The sequence below is a fragment of the Paracoccaceae bacterium genome, assembly GCA_012103375.1.
In the GTDB taxonomy this organism is placed as follows: domain Bacteria; phylum Pseudomonadota; class Alphaproteobacteria; order Rhodobacterales; family Rhodobacteraceae; genus WLWX01.
Genome location: WLWX01000001.1, coordinates 93,889 through 113,656 on the forward strand (window position 1 = coordinate 93,889; position 19,768 = coordinate 113,656).

Annotated in this window: 15 protein-coding genes and 2 pseudogenes; 8 read left to right on the plus strand and 9 right to left on the minus strand. The window is 58.9% G+C overall.

Features of this window, described 5'->3' with window-relative positions; translation table 11 throughout:
• Position 1: 1 nt before the first annotated feature.
• Positions 2-772: an urease accessory protein UreD gene (locus tag GKR99_00470; protein NKB26109.1), complete on the minus strand. Its 771-nt coding sequence runs from the start codon at positions 770-772 to the stop codon at positions 2-4.
• A gap of 455 nt (positions 773-1,227) precedes the next feature.
• On the opposite strand from GKR99_00470, the gene urtA reads away from it, so the two are divergent.
• The 5 genes from urtA (at position 1,228) to urtE (ending at position 7,199) form a co-directional block, all read left to right on the plus strand.
• Positions 1,228-2,508: an urea ABC transporter substrate-binding protein gene (urtA, locus tag GKR99_00475; protein ID NKB26110.1), complete on the plus strand. Its 1,281-nt coding sequence runs from the start codon at positions 1,228-1,230 to the stop codon at positions 2,506-2,508.
• A 63-nt stretch (positions 2,509-2,571) separates the two neighbouring features.
• On the plus strand, positions 2,572-4,527 hold the full coding sequence (gene urtB, locus GKR99_00480; GenBank protein ID NKB26111.1) for an urea ABC transporter permease subunit UrtB: 1,956 nt from the start codon (positions 2,572-2,574) through the stop codon (positions 4,525-4,527).
• Between the two features lie 3 nt (positions 4,528-4,530).
• A complete protein-coding gene (gene urtC, locus GKR99_00485) occupies positions 4,531-5,763 on the plus strand; it encodes an urea ABC transporter permease subunit UrtC (GenBank protein NKB26112.1) in 1,233 nt (410 codons plus the stop codon).
• Positions 5,760-6,500: an urea ABC transporter ATP-binding protein UrtD gene (gene urtD / locus GKR99_00490; protein ID NKB26113.1), complete on the plus strand. Its 741-nt coding sequence runs from the start codon at positions 5,760-5,762 to the stop codon at positions 6,498-6,500. Before urtC ends, urtD begins: the two co-directional genes overlap by 4 nt.
• A 3-nt stretch (positions 6,501-6,503) precedes the next feature.
• On the plus strand, positions 6,504-7,199 hold the full coding sequence (gene urtE / locus GKR99_00495) for an urea ABC transporter ATP-binding subunit UrtE (protein ID NKB26114.1): 696 nt from the start codon (positions 6,504-6,506) through the stop codon (positions 7,197-7,199).
• 477 nt (positions 7,200-7,676) lie between these two features.
• Here the strand turns inward: urtE and GKR99_00500 are convergent, their stop codons facing one another.
• The 7 genes and pseudogenes from GKR99_00500 to GKR99_00530 form a co-directional block, all read right to left on the minus strand.
• On the minus strand, positions 7,677-9,062 hold the full coding sequence (locus GKR99_00500) for an IS1182 family transposase (GenBank protein NKB26115.1): 1,386 nt from the start codon (positions 9,060-9,062) through the stop codon (positions 7,677-7,679).
• Positions 9,063-9,291: 229 nt separating this feature from the next.
• A pseudogene (locus tag GKR99_00505) lies at positions 9,292-10,152 on the minus strand (alcohol dehydrogenase catalytic domain-containing protein).
• A gap of 219 nt (positions 10,153-10,371) precedes the next feature.
• A pseudogene (locus GKR99_00510) lies at positions 10,372-10,509 on the minus strand (zinc-binding dehydrogenase).
• Positions 10,510-11,087: 578 nt separating this feature from the next.
• Positions 11,088-11,945, minus strand: a complete 858-nt coding sequence (locus tag GKR99_00515) for a hypothetical protein (protein NKB26116.1) — start codon at positions 11,943-11,945, stop codon at positions 11,088-11,090.
• Between the two features lie 288 nt (positions 11,946-12,233).
• Positions 12,234-12,377, minus strand: coding sequence for a hypothetical protein (locus tag GKR99_00520; protein NKB26117.1), 144 nt, complete (start codon positions 12,375-12,377; stop codon positions 12,234-12,236).
• A 409-nt stretch (positions 12,378-12,786) separates the two neighbouring features.
• Entirely contained in the window at positions 12,787-13,575 is a 789-nt protein-coding gene (locus tag GKR99_00525) for a GntR family transcriptional regulator (protein NKB26118.1), read from the minus strand.
• Entirely contained in the window at positions 13,539-14,816 is a 1,278-nt protein-coding gene (locus tag GKR99_00530; GenBank protein ID NKB26119.1) for a 4-hydroxybutyrate coenzyme A transferase, read from the minus strand. Before GKR99_00530 ends, GKR99_00525 begins: the two co-directional genes overlap by 37 nt.
• Positions 14,817-14,878: 62 nt before the next feature.
• On the opposite strand from GKR99_00530, the gene GKR99_00535 reads away from it, so the two are divergent.
• From GKR99_00535 to GKR99_00545, 3 genes are read left to right on the plus strand one after another with little or no spacing between them, the layout of a single operon-like run.
• Positions 14,879-16,252, plus strand: coding sequence for an MmgE/PrpD family protein (locus GKR99_00535; protein NKB26120.1), 1,374 nt, complete (start codon positions 14,879-14,881; stop codon positions 16,250-16,252).
• 38 nt (positions 16,253-16,290) lie between these two features.
• Positions 16,291-17,634: a phenylacetate--CoA ligase family protein gene (locus GKR99_00540; GenBank protein NKB26121.1), complete on the plus strand. Its 1,344-nt coding sequence runs from the start codon at positions 16,291-16,293 to the stop codon at positions 17,632-17,634.
• Positions 17,621-18,934, plus strand: a complete 1,314-nt coding sequence (locus GKR99_00545; GenBank protein NKB26122.1) for an amidase — start codon at positions 17,621-17,623, stop codon at positions 18,932-18,934. The genes GKR99_00540 and GKR99_00545 overlap by 14 nt, the downstream gene beginning before the upstream one ends.
• Before the next feature lie 31 nt (positions 18,935-18,965).
• Here the strand turns inward: GKR99_00545 and GKR99_00550 are convergent, their stop codons facing one another.
• A complete protein-coding gene (locus tag GKR99_00550) occupies positions 18,966-19,760 on the minus strand; it encodes an enoyl-CoA hydratase (protein ID NKB26123.1) in 795 nt (264 codons plus the stop codon).
• Positions 19,761-19,768: the final 8 nt, after the last annotated feature.

Sequence of the window (19,768 nt, forward strand, 5' to 3'; positions counted from 1 at the left end):
CTCAGAGGGTCCATGTCTTTGGCAAGGGGGCTTTGCGCAGCGCCTCGATCGCCGGAATCAGGCTTTTGCGCAGCAGGTAACTGTCGACAGCCAGCAGTCGCGCGAACAGGATGCTGGGGCGGATCAAGCTGACCCCGGCGCTGTCCGGCAACAATGCACGCAGGCGCTCGACCAGCAGTTCGGCATCCGGTGCCGCGTAGATCAACGATGCGCAAGCGCCGGCACCGCCGCCGGTGAATGGACCGGCCAACTGCGCCTTTGCGTCGCCACGCAGGCGGATCGCATCCGCGAATACAAGCGCACCGCCGCGCCGCAGGCGGATATGATCACTGAGCGAGACGTTTCGCAGCGTCTCACCCATTGCAGCGCGCCCAAAGACCAGCGGTTCGACCGCCAGAAAGGTTGCATCCGGTGCCATGTCGATATGCAACTTTCGGCTTAACGCGGAGCGGTTGAAGATAATGGTCTCTTGCGGCAACCAGTCGATCCGCGCGCCGTCAGCCATGTACAGATGGGTCGAGACGTCGCTGACTTCGTCCCCATTGGCGCAATATATGCGTTCGGCTGCCTGCGTCGTCAGGGTCAAGCGGCTGCCTGAGCGGGCTTCGGCGCGGAGTTCGAAACGATCTCCGCCAGTGACGCCACCGGCAGTGTTAATGCTGACGGCAGTCACGCCGGTCGCAACGGCAACGCGCGGGAACAGAAGTTTCAGCGATCCGGACTGACGCAATGCGCTGAGCGTCGAGCCACGACTGGACGCGGCCACAGCCACGTTTGCCGCGCCAATTGCCCGCGGCTGTGCGCCGTCGGTGACCAATATTCTGTCTACAATGGTGATTCTGTATCCCCCTTCGGCAGCCCAATCTCAATGCTTTGACTGGATCGACGACGCACTGAAAATCGCGCGAACCGCAAGCGGCGCGGTGGTCGACGCTTAAAATTTGGGCAGATGTCAGGAATGTGCACAAATTTTGGCCAATATGACGGAAGTCGGGCCGCTATGTCTGCCTGCGCGTTGTCATTGTGCCGCACTGCGGCATTTCTTGACCCGCCCGATCCGTCGATTGCTTCGGCAAACGGATTTGAGGGTGTGTGACGACCCGATGATTTGGACATCTGACGGGCCGCCACACGGTTGCAACACTGATGTTGCAGGGGGAACTTATGGGATCACGTCTTGCCCAGCAAGGCGGCCCAGGCTGTTCCGCCCTGCTTGGAAGGAACTCCATGAAATCGCTTCTGAAAACTTCACTGACTGGCGCGTTGGCGGCGGCTGCGCTTGCAGCGCCCGCGACTGCGCAGGACACGATCAAAATCGGCGTGCTGCATTCACTCTCCGGCACGATGGCAATCTCGGAAACCACGCTGAAAGACACCATGCTGATGTTAATCGACGAACAGAATGCCGCTGGCGGTGTTTTGGACAAGCAGCTTGAAGCTGTCGTCGTTGACCCGGCTTCCGACTGGCCGCTGTTTGCTGAAAAAGCTCGCGAGCTGTTGAGCGTTGAAGAAGTCGACGTGATCTTCGGCTCCTGGACCAGCGTCAGCCGCAAATCGGCCCTGCCGGTTCTGGAAGAACTCAACGGTCTGATGTTCTATCCGGTGCAGTACGAGGGCGAGGAAAGCTCCAAAAACGTCTTCTACACCGGTGCTGCCCCGAACCAGCAGGCGATCCCGGCGACGGATTATTTCCTGGATGAACTTGGCGTCGAAAAGTTCGCGCTGCTCGGGACCGACTATGTCTATCCGCGTACCACGAACAACATTCTTGAGGCCTATCTTCAGGACAAGGGCATCGCGGCGGACGACATCTTTACGAACTACACGCCCTTTGGCCATTCCGACTGGTCCAAGATCGTTGCCGATGTGGTTGCCCTTGGGGCTGACGGCAAGAAAGTCGGCGTGATCTCGACCATCAACGGTGATGCGAACATCGGGTTCTACAAGGAACTGGCCGCCGCTGGCGTATCGGCAGACGACATCCCGGTCGTGGCGTTTTCTGTCGGTGAGGAAGAACTATCGGGCCTCGATACGTCGAACCTCGTCGGTCACCTGGCGGCCTGGAACTACTTCCAGTCAGCGGAAAGCGATCTGAACGACGAATTCGTCGCCAAGTGGAAAGACCGCATGGGCGACGAGCGGGTGTTCAACGACCCGATGGAAGCCCACGTGATCGGCTTCAACATGTGGGTGCAGGCGGTGGAAGCCGCTGGTACTGCCGACGTCGACGCTGTTCGCACCGCGATGTACGGTCTGGAAGTACCGAACCTGACAGGCGGCACCGCCGTGATGCTGCCGAACCACCACCTGGCCAAGCCGGTACTGATCGGTGAGATCCAGGCCGACGGTCAATTCGACATCATCAGCCAGACCGCGGAAGTCCCCGGCGACGCCTGGACCGACTTCCTGCCCGAATCCGCAGTCCTGATGTCGGATTGGCAGGAGCTTGGCTGCGGTATGTACAACACCGAGACCAAAAGCTGCGTTCAGACACTCTCGAACTACTGATCGCTCGTAAACACGCGAAGGGGGCGGCAATTGCCCCCTTCCACCATGAACAGGCACTCCGACATGCGCGTTTTTCTTCTGGCGGTCCTCGCCCTTGGCGCTATTGCGCTGCCGGCCATCGCGCAGGATCGGACGATCCAGGATGTGCTGCAAGAGCACCGCGCGCTCATCGAAAAAAGCTCTCGCAAGACCATCGAGCCGGCAATTACCGCACTGGCGAGCAGTGGCACGCCTCAGGCGCAGAACGTGCTGCAGAAGTGGCAGGCCAAGGAGATGTGGCAGCGCAAGGAGGACGGGCTGTTCTTCTACGGGGTTGAAGGCGATGACAAACAGGTCGCGCTGTTTGACTTCGAGGATGGCGCCGATGTTGCAGTGCTGACCAAGAACGACCTGAAACAACTCAAACCCAACAGCGGCATTCGCGCGATGATCGGTGCAGCACTCGTGCAATTCCAGCTATCCGATCCCGATCCCGAGCGTCGCCGCGCTGCACTTCTGGCAATCCAGCGCGATCCCGAAGCCAGCCATCTGGCACCGCTGCGCGCGTCGGTCGAGACCGAAAAAAACCCGGTGCTGCGCGCCAGCAAAGAGCGTCTGCGCCAGTTGCTGACCATCGGCTACGACTCCGACGAAGCCAAGCGCATCGCGGCAATCGAGGGGACCTCGGGCTGCATTTCGCTGGACCTGCGGGCAACTCTGAACCCGCTGGTCGAAACCCGGCGTATGGTGGTCGCGGGCGACCCGCCCGAGAACGTAAACATCGCCCGCGTTCTGAAACCCGGAAGCGCAGAATTGTCCGAAGATGACGCTTACGCTCTGTTGGCCGACGCAGGCCTCGCTCCGCCGCGCGTAACGGATGCCGATATTCGCGCCGCCCTGTCCGAGAATATTGACAGCGGGCGGGTCGGAGGGGTGCCGGTCGCCGGACTGTCGTTACCGGACGCACGCTCCACGGCCTATGCCACATTGGCAGCCGCAGGTGCGGTGCCACCGCTGGTCACCCAAGCCGACATGGCCAATGCCTTTGCCACGCATACGTTCCTGGATGCCTACGCCGACCCGTCGCCCGCCGTCACCGCTGCCGCCGAGGCGGCGCTTGCCGCTATCGGCACCAATGTTGCGATCAACCAGACGATTGACCTGACGCTCGACGCACTGTCGCTGGCCTCGATCTTCTTTCTTGCGGCCATCGGGCTCGCCATCACCTTCGGTGTCATGGGCGTCATCAACATGGCCCATGGAGAGTTCATCATGATGGGCGCCTACACCGGCTATGTCGTGCAACTTCTGATCCCCAGCTATACCGTCTCGATCATCGTCGCCCTGCCAATGGCCTTTGCCGTTACCTTCGTCGCCGGCGTCGCGATGGAGCGGTTGGTGATCCGGCACCTCTACAACCGCCCGCTCGAGACCCTTCTGGCGACCTTCGGGATTTCCATCGCCTTGCAGCAGATAGCCAAGAACGTGTTCGGAACGCAGGCGCGTCCGCTGACCTCGCCCGCCTGGCTGGACGGGGCCTGGGTGCTGAATGACGTGGTCAGCATCAGTTACATCCGCATCGCAATCTTCGTGCTGGCGCTGATCTTTCTTGGCGTCTTCCTGTTCATCATGAAACGCACCCGCATGGGTCTTGAAACCCGTGCCGTCACCCAGAGCCCGCGCATGGCCGCCAGCATGGGGATCAACCCGGACCGGGTGAACATGCTGACCTTCGGTCTCGGCTCGGGCATTGCCGGGGTCGCTGGCGTGGCAATCGGGTTGTTCGCCAAGGTCACAAGCGAGCTTGGCAGCGACTACATCGTGCAAAGCTTCATGACCGTGGTCGTTGGTGGCGTCGGCAATATCTGGGGCACTCTAGCCGGGGCCGTGATGATCGGATTTCTGCAAAAAGGCATCGAGTGGGCCAACCCCGGCAACACGCTTGCGGCGCAAACCTACATGATCGTTTTCATCATCATTTTCATTCAGTTCCGGCCACGTGGCATCATCGCCCTCAAAGGCCGGGCGGCGGGGGATTAGGACATGGCGCGCAGTTTCATCTTCAAAAACCCTTCGGTGTTGATCTTTCTTGGCTGTCTGGCCCTGTTCACACTGGTCGTGACAGTCATGTCCGAGGCGGCCGGCCCCGGCCTGATCTCGACCAGTTTCATCAAGACCCTCGGCAAGACCCTGTGCCTGTGTCTTGTGGCCATCGCGATGGATCTGATCTGGGGCTATTGCGGCATCCTGTCCCTTGGTCACATCGCGTTCTTCGGTCTTGGCGGCTATATGATCGGCATGTGGCTGATGTACGCGCGGACCCGTGACATCGTTGTCGCCTCGTTGGCCAACGCCGAAATTCCACCGACAGATCAGGAGGTTGTGGACGCCATCGGCACGCAGATTTTTGGTGTGGTTGGCAGCAACGAATTCCCGGTGATCTGGATGTTCGCGCATAGCCTGACGCTGCAGCTGATTCTGGTGGTTCTGGTCCCCGGTTTTCTTGCACTGGTCTTCGGCTGGCTGGCGTTCCGCAGCCGGGTGACAGGGGTTTACCTGTCGATCCTGACACAGGCGATGACGTTGGCGCTGGCGCTGTATCTGTTCCAGAACGAAAGTGGGCTGAGGGGCAACAACGGGCTTTCGGGCTTGCAAAACCTGCCGGGCGCTGCAGCGATACCGCAATCGACGATATCGCTGTGGTTCTTCTGGGCAAGCGCGCTGGCCCTGTTGCTGGGGTATCTGGTGGCAGCCTGGGTCGTCTCGGGCAAGTTTGGCAATGTGATCCGCGCGATCCGCGATGATGAGGCGCGGATGCGGTTCCTTGGTTATTCGGTCGAAAGCTACAAACTGTTCGTCTTCGTGCTGACCGCCGTGATCGCCGCCATTGCAGGGGCGCTTTATTACCCCCAGGCCGGGATCATCAACCCGGCCGAGATCGCGCCCATTGCCTCGATTTACCTCGCGGTCTGGGTGGCGATCGGCGGGCGCGGGCGGCTTTACGGAGCGGTCATCGGTGCGGCGTTGGTCAGCCTGGTGTCGACCTGGTTCACCAGCGGTCAGGTTCCTGCCGTGCCGCTTGGGTTCTACACGATAAACTGGGTGGACTGGTGGCAGGTCGTTCTTGGGCTGTCGTTCGTTCTGGTCACCATGTACGCACCAAAAGGGATTGGCGGCCTATTCGACCTGCTGAACGGGCGCCTTGCGCCAAATCGACACGGCGCCGACCTTGGCCCCGATCAGGGATCGCTTCGCGAGCGCGAGGCCCAGCAATGAGCGTGCTGCTGGAAGTCTCGGGGGTGTCGGTCTCGTTCGACGGGTTCAAAGCGATCAACAACCTGTCATTCCAGATCGGCCCAGCCGAGATGCGCGCGATTATCGGGCCAAACGGGGCTGGAAAAACCACCTTCATGGACATTGTCACCGGCAAAACGAAACCCAACGAAGGTCGCGTTGTCTGGGGCGAGAAATCCGCTTCGCTTCTGAATATGTCCGAAGCGAAAATCGCGCAGGCCGGCGTGGGGCGCAAATTCCAGCGCCCGACCGTGTTCGAGGATCAGAGCGTTTTTGACAACCTGCTGCTGGCATTGAAAAAAAAGCGCGGTCCGTTGTCGGTTCTGTTCTACCGGCGCAGCGAAACCGACGCTGACAAGGTGCGACTGCTGGCGTTGGAAATTGGTTTGACCGATGCCCTTGATCGCAAATCCGGCGAGTTGAGCCACGGGCAAAAGCAGTGGCTGGAGATCGGAATGCTGTTGGCGCAGGAACCGAAACTGCTTTTGGTTGATGAGCCTGCGGCGGGGATGACTCCTGAGGAACGCGAGCATACCACCAGCATTCTGGTGAAGGCGGCCAAGACCCGCGCGGTGGTTGTGGTTGAACACGACATGGACTTCGTGCGCCGCCTCAATTGCCGTGTGACGGTGCTTAATGAAGGGTCGGTTCTGGCCGAGGGCAGCCTTGATCACGTGACCAAGAACCAGGACGTCATTGATGTCTATTTGGGGCGCTGAGCGATGTTGAACGTCGAAAACCTGTCGCTGCACTATGGCAGTTCGCAAATCCTCTATGACATTTCATTCCAGGCGCAATTGGGCCAGGTCACCTGCGTGATGGGCACCAACGGTGTCGGCAAGACCAGCCTGCTGAAGGCAATTTCTGGCACGCATCCGCGATCTTCCGGATCGATTTCGATCGATCAGCAATCGGTCGGCAAAGCGTCGGCACATCGTATGGCAAAACTGGGCATCGGCTATGTGCCCCAAGGGCGCGATGTGTTCCCTTTGCTGAGTGTCAAAGAAAACCTGGAGACAGGGTTCGCCTGCTTAGGCCCCGCCGCGCGTGTGATCCCGGATGAGATTTTCGAGCTGTTTCCAGTCCTGAAAGAAATGCTCAGCCGGCGCGGCGGCGACTTGTCGGGCGGACAACAGCAACAACTGTCGATCGCCCGAGCGCTGATCACGAAACCAAAGCTGCTGCTGCTGGATGAACCGACCGAGGGCATTCAGCCCAACATCATCCAACAGATCGGCCGGGTAATTGCGCATTTGCGCGACAAGGGCGACATGGCGATCATACTTGTTGAGCAGTACTTCGATTTCGCGGTCGAGCATGCCGATCATTACGTCATCATGCGTCGTGGCCGTGTCATCCGAACAGGTCGCAAATCCGACATTTCGAGAGAAGAAATCCTTGATGCGGTATCTGTTTGAGTGATTTCGGCGGAACGCATGGAATCCCTACGTCAGTGATAATTTCATGTCTGCCCGCAGCGTATCGGCATAGGTAGCAGACAGCTGCAAGCAATGACCGGTTCGCACCGATGCTGCATTTCGCGGCGATTGCGGCAAAACCGAAGCGGCCATTGGCTTCGCGAAGACCAACGTCGGCAGAGTCCGCGCCCTTAATGTTGATCCAGCGCGCAGCGAAAAGGCGGTTCCGGTTTGGTGACTTTCGACGGGCCTGAACGGCTGCATCGGTGACCTGGGCTGCGATGCGGCGAAGCAAGTGCCGCAACTGCGAACAGATGCTGCGCCAGCGAAGCCGGAAAATCCAATGACGGCTCTGTCCGCACCTTGTTTGTCGATCCTGAGCGCAGCGAAGGTTCGGTTTGGATTGATTCTGTGGAAAAACAACGTGTTGCGGGCGCAGAAAGTAGCGATTTGAACATAGCGCGAGCGCCTTTCTGATCAGGCTTTGCGCGTTTGCTGCGGTGCAGGAAAGATCTTTGCCAGTTTGCGAAGGTTTTGGGCAGTGGCGGCGAGCAGGAATTCGTCATTTGCGCCGCATGGTCCACGTAATCGGAGCCGTCCCAGGCCGAGAATGCGCTTGAGGTGGGCAAAGAGCATTTCGACCTTCTTCCGGAGCTTCACCGAGATCTTGTATTGCGGCGTTTTGGCGATTGCGCGGGCGATGTCGCGAGCGTCCTCATGTTCCTCACGGGTGATCTTACGGGCGTCGGCATTCGGGCAGCACTTCGGCTTGGAAGGACAGGATTGGCAGGTGTGCTTCAGCGCTTGGTACTTGGCCACGCCCTTGCCGGTTGGGCCGCGATTGGGGTCGGAGTAGTTTCGGCGGAACTGCTTCAGAGCCTCGCCTTCCGGGCAGATGTATTGATTGTTCTCGGCATCCCATTCGAAGTCAGCTCGGGACCAGGTGCCATCGGTGCGCCCGGCTTTGTCGAAGACCGGGATGTGCGGTGCGATCTTTTCACCCACCAGCCATCCGAGCATGGGTCCCGATCCGTAGGCGGTGTCGGCGATCAGCCGTTCGGGATGAAGATCGAAGCGCTCTTTGGCCCGCTTCAGCATCGTCTTGGTTGACCCCACCTCGGCTTGACGGATCGACCGTGTCGCTTCCACGTCGACGATGACACCATGATCGGTATCGATGAGATAGTTGTCGGAGTAGGCAAAAAATGCGGGACCCTTACGCGCCGCCGTCCACTGGCTGGCTGGGTCGGAATAGGACGTGAACTTTGGCTCGACCGGTGTCGCTGCTCCGAATGCGGCCTCATCCAGAGTGTCGAGATACTCGCGGACCGCGCGGGGTGCAGCGTCTGCATCGATCCGCGCAATGTCCCATTCTTCCTTTGGCGCAGAGTACTGCTTGTTGGCATCCGCCTCGATCAAGCTGGCATCGACGGCCAGGCGCTGACCGCTGACGAGACCTTCGGCGATGCATCGCGCGACCGTGGTCTCGAAGAGATGGCGCAGCAGCTCACTCTCGCGGAACCGACCATGCCGGTTCTTTGAAAAGGTCGAGTGATCCGGCACCCGATCGGCCAGGTCGAGCCGACAAAACCACCTGTACGCGAGGTTCAAGTGTACCTCTTCACAGAGCCGCCGCTCGGACCGGATGCCGAAGCAGTAACCGACGATCAGCATCCGGATCAGCAGTTCAGGATCGATCGAAGGACGACCGGTGTGGCTGTAGAAATCGGCAAGATGGGCGCGGATGCTGCTCAGATCGACGAAACGATCAATCGATCGCAGCAGGTGATCTTGCGGGACATGGTCTTCCAGCGAGAACTCATAGAACAGCGCCGCCTGTGCTTCCTGCCTCGGTCCCATCATGGCTGATCCTCCCGCTTGTTGAGAGGATTGAATCAGCGCCATAGCCCTCGATCAAGCAGGAGTTTTTCAACAAAATTGATACTAACCGGACCTTCACTACGGGCGCAGCTGCGCCAACTGCAACATCAGAAGCTGTCATTTGAGCCGGTTGCCATGCACTTAAGAGCTGCTTCCTATGAATTCTAACCACTTGGTTCTGTCCCAAGGCTCCATCGCATAAATCGCACACTCAGCTTATCGTTGCCTGTATTTTTAAGCTCCCTTTAGGCGGGCTGGACAACAGAATATTGGAGACACCTTCCAAAGGCATGCGATGCGACACGACGCGGCTGATATCCGGACCGAAAGCGGCGATCGTTTCGAGTGCTTGCGGGATGTTGTGGTTCAACGAATGAGAGCCGGCGAATGTCAATTGACGGCGGAACACCTCGAATGGGGACACTTCGATGCGTGCGTCAGATGGGCAGACGCCGAAGAACAGGCCTTTCGCGCCGTTGGCCATGTAGTTTGCCAGATTGCCCGCGACCGCAGGAACGCCGGTAGCATCCACGACCAGATCAACCCCGTAGTGCAAGGCCGCCAATTCAGAGGATCCGGAAGCCACGATTTCAAAACCAAAACTTGCCGCCAGTTCCAGTCGAGCATCATCAATATCGGTGAACACAATGTCAGGCACATTGTGGGCGCTCAACGCCATGGCCAACAGTAAGCCCATCGGACCGGCTCCGAAAATCAGTGCATTGTCCGTTATTGAGGAACGCACGGCATCAAGCCCGTTTAGGACGCATCCCATCGGTTCGCACAAGGCGGCTATGCTGAAGTCTATGTCGCCGATCCGGTGAAGCGCGGATGCTTTGACCCGACTGAACTCGGCAAAGCCTCCGCTTTCGGTTACGCCATACGCGCCGAGGGAGTCGCACAAATGGGCCCAGCCGCGTAGGCAGGCGCGGCACGTTCCACATTCGAGGTTTGGGTCAACAACGACCCGGTCCCCAACGGTAAGACCTGTGACGCCGGGCCCGACATCAGCCACCACACCAGCGTATTCGTGACCCGGAACCACAGGAAATGCTGACGTTCCGTAATTGGCCGATTGTGTTGAAAAACTCCGTTTTAGGGCCTGAACGATGATTTTTCTTTCCATGCAGCCCGATCCTAAATTTTTGGCGCGGGGGTCGGCCCAAATCGCCTACATGCGCTCACGCGCAGCCATGCGCTGTCTCGTGGTCAAAGCTTTCCGACTATTTCGCTTCATAGGTTTTCGCAAGAAATCCGCGACGCTCTGATTTCGGAGTTTTTCAACACAATCGGCCTTCAGCACTTCGAAATCTGTGTGGCAGAGTCCGCTTGCCTTGACTGCGATCACCACTTCGCCGTTGCCCGCAACGGGATCGGGAAGGCTTGCGCAGGTGACTTCACCACGAGCGGGAAAAATTATTGCTTTCATAGCCGCGTCCTTTTCAGTGATAACCGTACAAATACTTGTTCAAAGAAGCGCTCAAACCATCCGCCCAAATTATCTGCAACCAGCCCTCAAAGGCATCAGCGAAACGCGGTTCATCGATTAGATTTCCGCATAATTTGTGTTGTCCCAGCCACGCGCAGGGTTGGTCGCTGGCGGCTTTCGCAACTTTGATCAGGGCGAGCGGTCATAGCTTGGGCATAGGATCGGATCAGGCAGGTCGCGCAGTGTGGCGTTGGATAATTTCATCGCGTGGGTTTTCGGTCTGACGATGGCGGGCAGCCAAAGCCACATGCCGCGTAGTATCTTGAAACCGCTTTGCACACATGAGTGTCCAGAAGCGTGCGGATGTCGCCGGAGGTTTCGTCAAATTCAAGTCCGCCGAAGGCCTGCGTTACAAGCCGATTGTGTTGAAAAACTCCGTTTTAGGGCCTGAACGATGATTTTTCTTTCCATGCAGCCCGATCCTAAATTTTTGGCGCGGGGGTCGGCCCAAATCGCCTACATGCGCTCACGCGCAGCCATGCGCTGTCTCGTGGTCAAAGCTTTCCGACTATTTCGCTTCATAGGTTTTCGCAAGAAATCCGCGACGCTCTGATTTCGGAGTTTTTCAACACAATCAGCCCATTGGGGACGTCTGCTGCGACGAGATTGTTGAGAAGCAGGTCAACGGCGTCGCGCACGGGCGCTTCTTGCCAAAAATAACGAATCCGATCACTAAAGCTGAAATGGCGTTGCAACGCGATGTCCGTTGGTGTTCCAGCATAGTAGCCGTCCCAGTGCGCGGGCGCATTGTCCATTGCTTCGTCGAGCACGCCGATGATCCCAGATACCGTCTTTGGACAAACCCTATCTTCGATTGCAGCCAATGCAAAAACCGCCTCGCGAAACCGGAAAGTCAGTTCCGGTCCGACCTTGAGGAAGAAGACGTGACGCTCGACAAGTTGGGCGAGGCTGGATGTAGGCTGATAATCAGTTGAATGACCTTCGAAGGTCAAACGCGGGTGCCGGTTAATCGCTGCGACAAGATCAACTGCCGCGGCAGGATCGAACTGACGAACAGAGCTGTGGCTGAAATCTACCCCGGGCTGCGTCACAACTGAGACGACGCGCTCCCACGCACCTTCTAAGCCTTCTTTGCGGAAGGCGGATTCATGCGTTTGGATGGTTTCATCCAACCGTTCTGGTGTCGTGATTTGGAGATCCTGCATATCGTCGGTCTCGCCCCCAGGTACGGGAACTTCGGATCCGATAACGTAGATCAATTTTGACGGATCTGGCGCATAGTCTTCCGCAATTCTGCACAGGCGTGCAGCTCTTTCCGCGATGTCCGAAAAGCTCGGGCGCGGTTCGCCGCCGCAGGCCATACTTGCGTCTAGATGTATCTTCTGAAAACCCGCTTCGACATAGCTGCGCACCAACGTCTCGGCTTGCTACCTGAGTAACGTTGCGTGCGGCAATTCGCTGAGCGACGTTTTTCAGGCCACTTGCTTTTGGAATGTTGAAGTTCGGGATCTCCAACTTATGAAGACACAGCGCGATGTCCCGTGAACCGCTTCAGGGATGCCACAGCGCAATATTCGATAAACTATTGAAAGGCAGGTTAGTGCAGATTGTGTTGAAAAACTCCGTTTTAGGGCCTGAACGATGATTTTTCTTTCCATGCAGCCCGATCCTAAATTTTTGGCGCGGGGGTCGGCCCAAATCGCCTACATGCGCTCACGCGCAGCCATGCGCTGTCTCGTGGTCAAAGCTTTCCGACTATTTCGCTTCATAGGTTTTCGCAAGAAATCCGCGACGCTCTGATTTCGGAGTTTTTCAACACAATCGGCACATACCGGCCATTGGCCCATGCTCAGTCATGCTGCGGAGCGGCCCGTCGAAGAAGACATTCGCTACAGAGCAGCAATCTCGACGTCTTCGAATGCACAGTTTGCGGGACAATGCTGCCAATTGTGGTGCGGTTGCTTTCGTCCGCATTGCCGTGAGACGAGATTTGTCCCGATCATTCAAATGCCCTGACTATCGTTATTAATCGGTCGATCTTTCTGCCTGCAATATTTCGGCCGCACTAATACATCCAGCTGTCTGACCAGGACATCGCGACGTTGGATATGGTTGCTCCCATGTGTGTCATTGAATGTCAGATGGACGTAAACTTGTTGCCAATACCTGCACCTGCTCTGCGACGTGCTTTCAGAATTCAGGCGATGATTCAAGGTTCGCTACCGCCAAACCAAGCGGATGGGTATTGTGTCACTCTCATCTGATCACCTGGCCATATCTGAACCCTGCAAGCGGATGCCAATTGAACGATACCAAAACCGGCCTGTCGTCACGCGCCAGATAGCGGCGGGTAACCAACAAGGCGTCAGCTTTTGCAGGCATCTCCAGCGTCCGTGCGGTATTATTGTCAAGTTTCACAGACATGATTTCCTGATGAACTTCGACAACCTGCACGTCGAACCGACTTTCGATTAGGCTATGGATCGCGCCATTGTGCGTTTCCAGTTCCCCCGAAATAGCGGCAAAATCCTGGTGAACATAGACGTGGCTGACGCAGATCAATTCCGCCTGATTGGTCCTGCGCACACCTTCGGCAAGAACCCATTCGCGCCCCGGTTTGCGCCCAAGTTCATGCGCCAACGCCGGATCCGGAACGATGCGGATAACCCGTTCTACGATTAACCGCGTTTCGGCGGCGTAGTCATAAAGCTGCGTCAGAGATGTCAGGGATTGCGCAAAAACCGGCCGTTCGGTGATCGAAATCACTTCGGTGCCACGCCCTTGTTGGCGTTGCACCATGCCGTCTTCGCCCAATAAGCGCAGCGCTTCGCGGACAGTATATCGGCTGGCACCAAAGCGATCGCAGAGCTGTTGTTCTGTCGGCAGAAGTGATCCAACCGGGTGGGCGCCTGTAACAATATCCTGCCTAATCTCACGCGCGAGTCTGCGATAGAGTGGCAGGTGATCCAAACCCGGCCTGGCCCGACCAAAGTTTTTTTTCGTCTTAGTCATCGTGTCGTTTCCCGGCATCGCGCCGCATCCCATGCGTTTGCCAATGCATCCCTAAACTGAGGTGCCGCGATTGCAATCAGGCGGTCAGCGCGTTGATCGACTGTGGCGTGTCGCAAATGCGCGCCACCAAATTCAGTTACGATCCAATCAACGTCTGACCGTGTCACTGTCACCGGGATCCCTGCAGAAAGACAGGGCACAATGCGGCTTTGGCTGCCCCCCCGCATGGTCGCAGGCAGTGCCAGAATGCTACGCCCGCCGTCCGATTGCGCGGCTCCGCGAATGAAATCCACCAATCCTCCGTGTCCAGTGATCTGTTTGCCTGCAATGAATTCGCCATTGCCCTGGCCAAACAGGTCGACCTCCAAAATGGAATTGACCGAAACGAATGACGCAATGCCGGCAAGGTTTTTGCCATCGTGGGTATCGCTTACCGGGGCGAATGTGATGCGCGGGTCGCGCGAAACCTGATCATAAAAATCGCGATCACCCAGTGCGACTCCGGTGATTGCGCGCTTAATTGTACCGGCCTGCAACCGGGCAAGGAACGCGGGCGAGATCATGCCGCCGTTCAGCGACAGATCTTGGTGGTCTGCCAGTGCACCAAGTACGGCGTTCTGTAATTTTCCCAGCCCGAATTGAACCGTGTCGCCGTCCCTGACCAGCCGCGCGACGTGCCGTCCGAGCGTCTCATAAGCTTCGTCGAGCGGCCCTGCGTCATGCTCGATCAGCGGCGATTCAGCCTCAATCATTGCTGCAAACCGCTCGACCGGCACACGCGGTCCGTTGACCACATCCGGCATGGCCGGGTTGATCTGCGCAAACAGCGGAACGCCGGCAGCAATCGCCGCCGGCGTGAAGTCCGCCGAAACGCCAAGGCCGACTGTTCCGTCACGCGGCGGCCCAACCTGAAACACCGCACCCGACAAACCAGCGCTATTGCGAAGCCAACGGGATGTTGCGCTGTAGTGCATCGGCAGGATTTGCGCGCGCAGTTCGGCCACTGCGTCCTGCAGCGCAGGGGTGACGAAACTGACACATGCGCTGCGTCCGCCCTGGCGAGTCACATCGCGCGTGTTGACACCGGGAATCCAAACGCCGGTGAACATTCGCCCTGCAGCAATGTCCGGGTCTGCGTCCAGCGCATCCAGACAGGCGGTCGGTTCTCCGCAACAGCCCGCGATATAGACCGAACCGTCGCCAGAAAGCTGCTTTAAGGCATCCGCCCATGCACCAGTGGTCACCATTTTCCTCGCAATTGCAGTCCATTGCATTCATTACATCGGACTGATAGAAATGTCCGGACAAATTTGACTCTAGCGGGTTCAAATCCCTGATGACAAGTTCCCTGACATGGCAATTGATCGACATACTGGCCAGGCCTGTGGATTCTGCCACGCAAGAACGGGCGGCTCTGCACGTATTGGATTGGATCGGCTGCGCTGTGGTAGGCGCGGCTGAACCTGTCGGACAGGTTCTATTGTCCATGTCGACGACGATGCCTCGCGGTAAATTCTCGGTCATCGGAGGCGCCGGCGTGGCGACAGCAGAACAGGCCGCATTCCTAAACGGAGGATTTGGAAACGTTCTTGAGATGGACGATGTGCACCGCGCTGCCATCCTGCATCCCGGGCCTGTTGTCGTCCCGGCCGCCTTTGCGGCTGCCCAAGCCTGTGAGGGTTCGGGATTGACGTTCCTGGACGCCGTAATCCGGGGGTACGATGCAGATATTCGCCTGGGAGAGAGTGTCGGAAAAGCCCACTACGCGAACTGGCATAACACGGCCACATGCGGCCCATTCGGGGCGGCGGCGGCGGTCGGTCATCTGATGGGACTTGGCCCCGATGCGATGGTCTGGGCGCTTGGCAACGCGGCAACGCAATCGTCCGGGCCTTGGCATTGCCGCCATGAACCGGTGATGACCAAGCAATTGCATACAGCGCGCGCCGCGCAATCCGGATATGCCGCTGTCGCACTTGCCGCGCATGGGTTCACCGGGCCCGCGTTCATGTTGGAAGGTGCCCAGGGCTTCTACGACGCGATGTGCCCGGATCCGGTGCCCGAACGACTGGTGGAAGACCCCGCCGGGCCCTGGAAAATCTGGGAGACGAGTTTCAAGCCCTGGCCCGCCTGTCGCTATACGCACCCGGCAATCGACGCCGCCCTGTTGCTGTATGCCAAACACGCGGTGGATAATATCAGCGCGATCCGCATTGAAACATTCCGCGATGCGAAGGTTTTCTGTGACACCCCGGCGCCGACCACGCCCAATCAAGCAAAATTCAGTCTGCAGCACGCCGTAGCCATCACTTTGGCTGATGGCCCACCCAAGCTGGACGGTTTTGAGCCGGAGATATTGCAACGGCCCGGTGTTGTGCGACTTCGCAACGCTGCAACGGTGGTCGTTACCGACGAGTTTGATGCAGCTTTTCCAGCCCATTTCGGCGCGTCTGTAAGTCTGGAAACGCAAGAAGGCGATCAATACACCGTCGCCGTTGCGGACGCGCTGGGAGATCCGGAAAATCCGGTTTCGACGGATCAGATTGTGGAAAAGGCCCGCACGCTGATGGCTGCCGGGGGGGCTTCGGACGGGCTGACCGACCGAATTGTCAGCGCCACGCTGGCGCTGCCGCAGGGCGGGCCGCTGGACGACTTATCAGCGGCACTCGGATGTTTGCATCACCATATTCACATAGGGACCAACGCGTGACCCAAACCAACTATTTCGATCTGATCGACTATCCTGCAATGACGCAGGCGCATCCGAGCGGTGACACTTTTCTAAGCACTTTCAGAGGGATGAGCCGGGACGAGCTGCGCGCCCGCCAGAATACTCTGTTCACGAAAATCATGGCGTTTGCCTGGAAGGTTCCGTTCTATCAGCGGCATTGGGGCGACACGGGGGTTGAACCCGGCGACATCCGCTCCCTCGACGATATCACCAAATTGCCGACGTATTCCAAGTCCGACCTGATGGCCTCGGTCGAGGCCCATCCGCCGATTGGCGATTTCCACGGGCTGGACACCTACCCGGATGACAAACGCCCGCCGCTGATCTTTCAGACCACAAGCGGCACCACCGGCAAGCCGCAGCCGTTGCTGTTTGGCCCCAAAAGTCGCGAAGTTCAGTCGCTGCTGCTGGGGCGGCTCTATGCGCTTCAGGGGATCACCAACCGCGATGTCATCCACTCGGTCTATGGCCACGGGATGGTCAACGGGGGCCACTATGTGCGCGAAGCGATCAACCACTGGGTCGGCGCACAGATGCTGACAGCGGGAACGGGCGTTGAGACGCGAAGCCCGAACCAGGTTGCGCTGATGCATGCCTTCGGAGCCACCGCACTTGTTGGTTTCGGCGACTTCATCAAGCGGCTGGCCGAGGTCGCACGCGAGCAGGGATTGGAACCTGGCAAAGACATTCCTGTGCGGGTGATTTCGGGCCACATGGGCGCTGAAAGCCGCGCCTCGATGTCGCAAGCCTGGGGCGGTGCTGATGTCTATGACTGGTATGGCGTGGGCGACACGGGCTGCATCGCGGGCGAAGGCCCGGACCAATCCGGGTTGCACATATTAGAGGACGCGCAGTTTCTGGAACTGCTGGACGTGGACACCGGCGCGCCGGTCGGACCTGGGGGCATGGGTGACATGGTTTGCACTTGCCTGTTCAAAGATGATGTCTTTCCCATCATCCGATTTCAAACCCATGATGTCAGCCGTGAAGTCGCCGGCGAAAACCCACTTGGCCTGCCATTCCGTCGGCTTGAGGGGTTTCTAGGGCGCAGCGACAACATGGTGAAACTGCGGGGTATCAATATCTATCCAACAGGAATCGGCGCGTTGTTGACGGCCCAATTCGAACCGGCGAACGGTGAGTTTTTCTGCCGGGTTCAGCGGCGCGCCGGACGGGATGAAATGACCGCTGTGGTTGAGGCGACGCAACAGGGTGACGATCTGGCAGATGCGATGGCCGCCCATATCAGGACGCGGCTGGGTGTTGGTATTGAGGTTTCGCTGGTCGCCCCGGGCGAAACCGCCGCTGAAACCGGGATCGAGTCGCGCCAGAAACCAATCCGGTTGATTGTTGACAGATAGCGCGCAGGCAAATGTCGACATTGCGCTGAGCGCGATTGCCGCGCGCAACAGTGACCTGGCGATTGTCACGACATTGAACGCCGCACGCGCACAGCGGGAGGCGATCGCCAGCGACCAGCGGCGTGCTGCCGGGCAACTTTCGGGGCCATTGGATGGAATGATCCTAGGGATCAAAGACAACCTCGCCGTCGAAGGCCTGCCATGGACTGGCGGGCTTGGTGCGCGGCGCGAAACGTTGGCCAAACAGGATGCGACTGTTGTGGCGCGCCTCAGCGCGGCCGGAGCCATTCCGCTTGCGATGCTGAATATGCACGAAGGCGCGCTGGGTGCAACGACCGACAACCCGCACTTTGGCAGAACCGCCAATCCGCTGGATCCCGACAGGACGCCGGGCGGGTCAAGCGGCGGTTCGGGTGCGGCCATCCCAGCCGGTTTCGGCGACATCACGCTGGGAACGGATACTATGGGGTCAGTGCGCCTTCCGGCAGCTTATTGTGGTGTTGCCGGCCTAAAACCGACCCGCGGTTTGATTCCACGGACCGGATTGATCTTCCTGTCGCCCACGTTCGACACGATTGGCCCCTTAGCGCAAGACGTTGAGACTCTGGCCGCAATGGCAGAGGTGATGGCAGGTCAAGATCAGGGGGACCCCGCCTCGAAACCCGTGCCGGGTGGTTGGCGGGCGCGCCCGGCCACGGCTCTGCCTGCGGGTCTGACCATTGGCATTCCAAAGCAGATCGATGACGTTGCGTGCGAGGATGAGGTTCTGCAAGGGCTGGCCTTGGCGCGCGGGGCATTGGAACGCGCCGGGGCGGGCGTGAGTGATGTTGATTTGCGTGGTTGGCAGCCCGCACGCGCCCGCCGCGGCGGTCTGTTGGTCTGCGAAGCTGAGGGGGCCATCGCGTTGTCCGCAATTCTGGACCGCCCAGGTTCGGAGCTGATGAGCGATGAACTTCGTGACCTTCTATCCTATGGCCGCAACCTGTCGGCAGACAGGTTGGCCGATGGGCACGCCCGTATTCAGGCCGCGGCGGATAGTGCAACGCAGGGGTTTGCGGATGTTGACGTGCTGCTTATGCCAACAGCTCCGCAACGCGCTTTTCGCCACAGTGATCCGGTGCCTGCCAATCAGGCGGATTTAACCTCGTTGGCAAATTTCCACGGTGGGCCGGCTGTGGCGGTCCCGGTCCCCGGCAACGGGCTGCCAAACTCGGTCCAGATTGTCGGTCCGGACTATTCCGAGGCGCTGGTACTGACCATCGGGCGCGTGTTGGAGACTGCGTTGGCTATGCGGAATTGATCCGGCTAAATACGCCGTCTGATCTCAGTTGCTACTTAAACTTCGGCGCGCGTTTTTCCATGAATGCCCGGGATCCTTCGGCAAAATCAGGGCCCGCAAACGTCGCCTCGAACGCCTGCCTAAATTCAGGCGACGGCGCCGCATCCCCCTTTGCAATAGCGTTGATCGTCATCTTGGCTATGCGGATCGAGTCTTTTGAAAGGGCGGCCAGACTGTTGGCGTAATCGGCCACCGCAGCAGCCAGATCCGCGTCGGGCAAGACCCGATCAACCAGACCAATACCAAGCGCCTCACTGGCGCAGACGACACGCCCCGACATCAGGATGTCCTTGGCTCGCGCTGCCCCGACATGCGTGACCAGCCGTGCCGTATCTTCAAATGAATACGCCAGGCCCAGCCGGGCTGGCGTTATCGCAAATCGCGCCGTCTCTGCTGCGAACCGAAGATCGCAATGCAGCGCCAAGCCGCAGCCGCCTCCGAAACAGGCACCCCGCACTTCGGCAATGGTGGGCATTGCGACAGCGGCAATCGCGGCCTGCGCTTGCCGGACCGCGCCGTTATAAGCATCCGTCGTCGCTTTGGTCGCATAGGTCTCGGGAAACTCGGCAATATCCGCCCCGGCGCTGAAGGCTTTGTCGCCCTCGCCCGAAATCACCAGAACGCGTGTGGGGTCATTTGCGTTAATTCGGGCCGCCGCCTCTGCCAATCCGTCCCACATGGCGCGGGTCAGGGCATTGCGCGCCTGGGGCCGGCACAACGTCAACTGCGCAATCCGGCCCAGATCCAGCCGCAGCCCGCCGTCCGCCAGTCTGAGTGTTTGGGTCATCTGTTCCC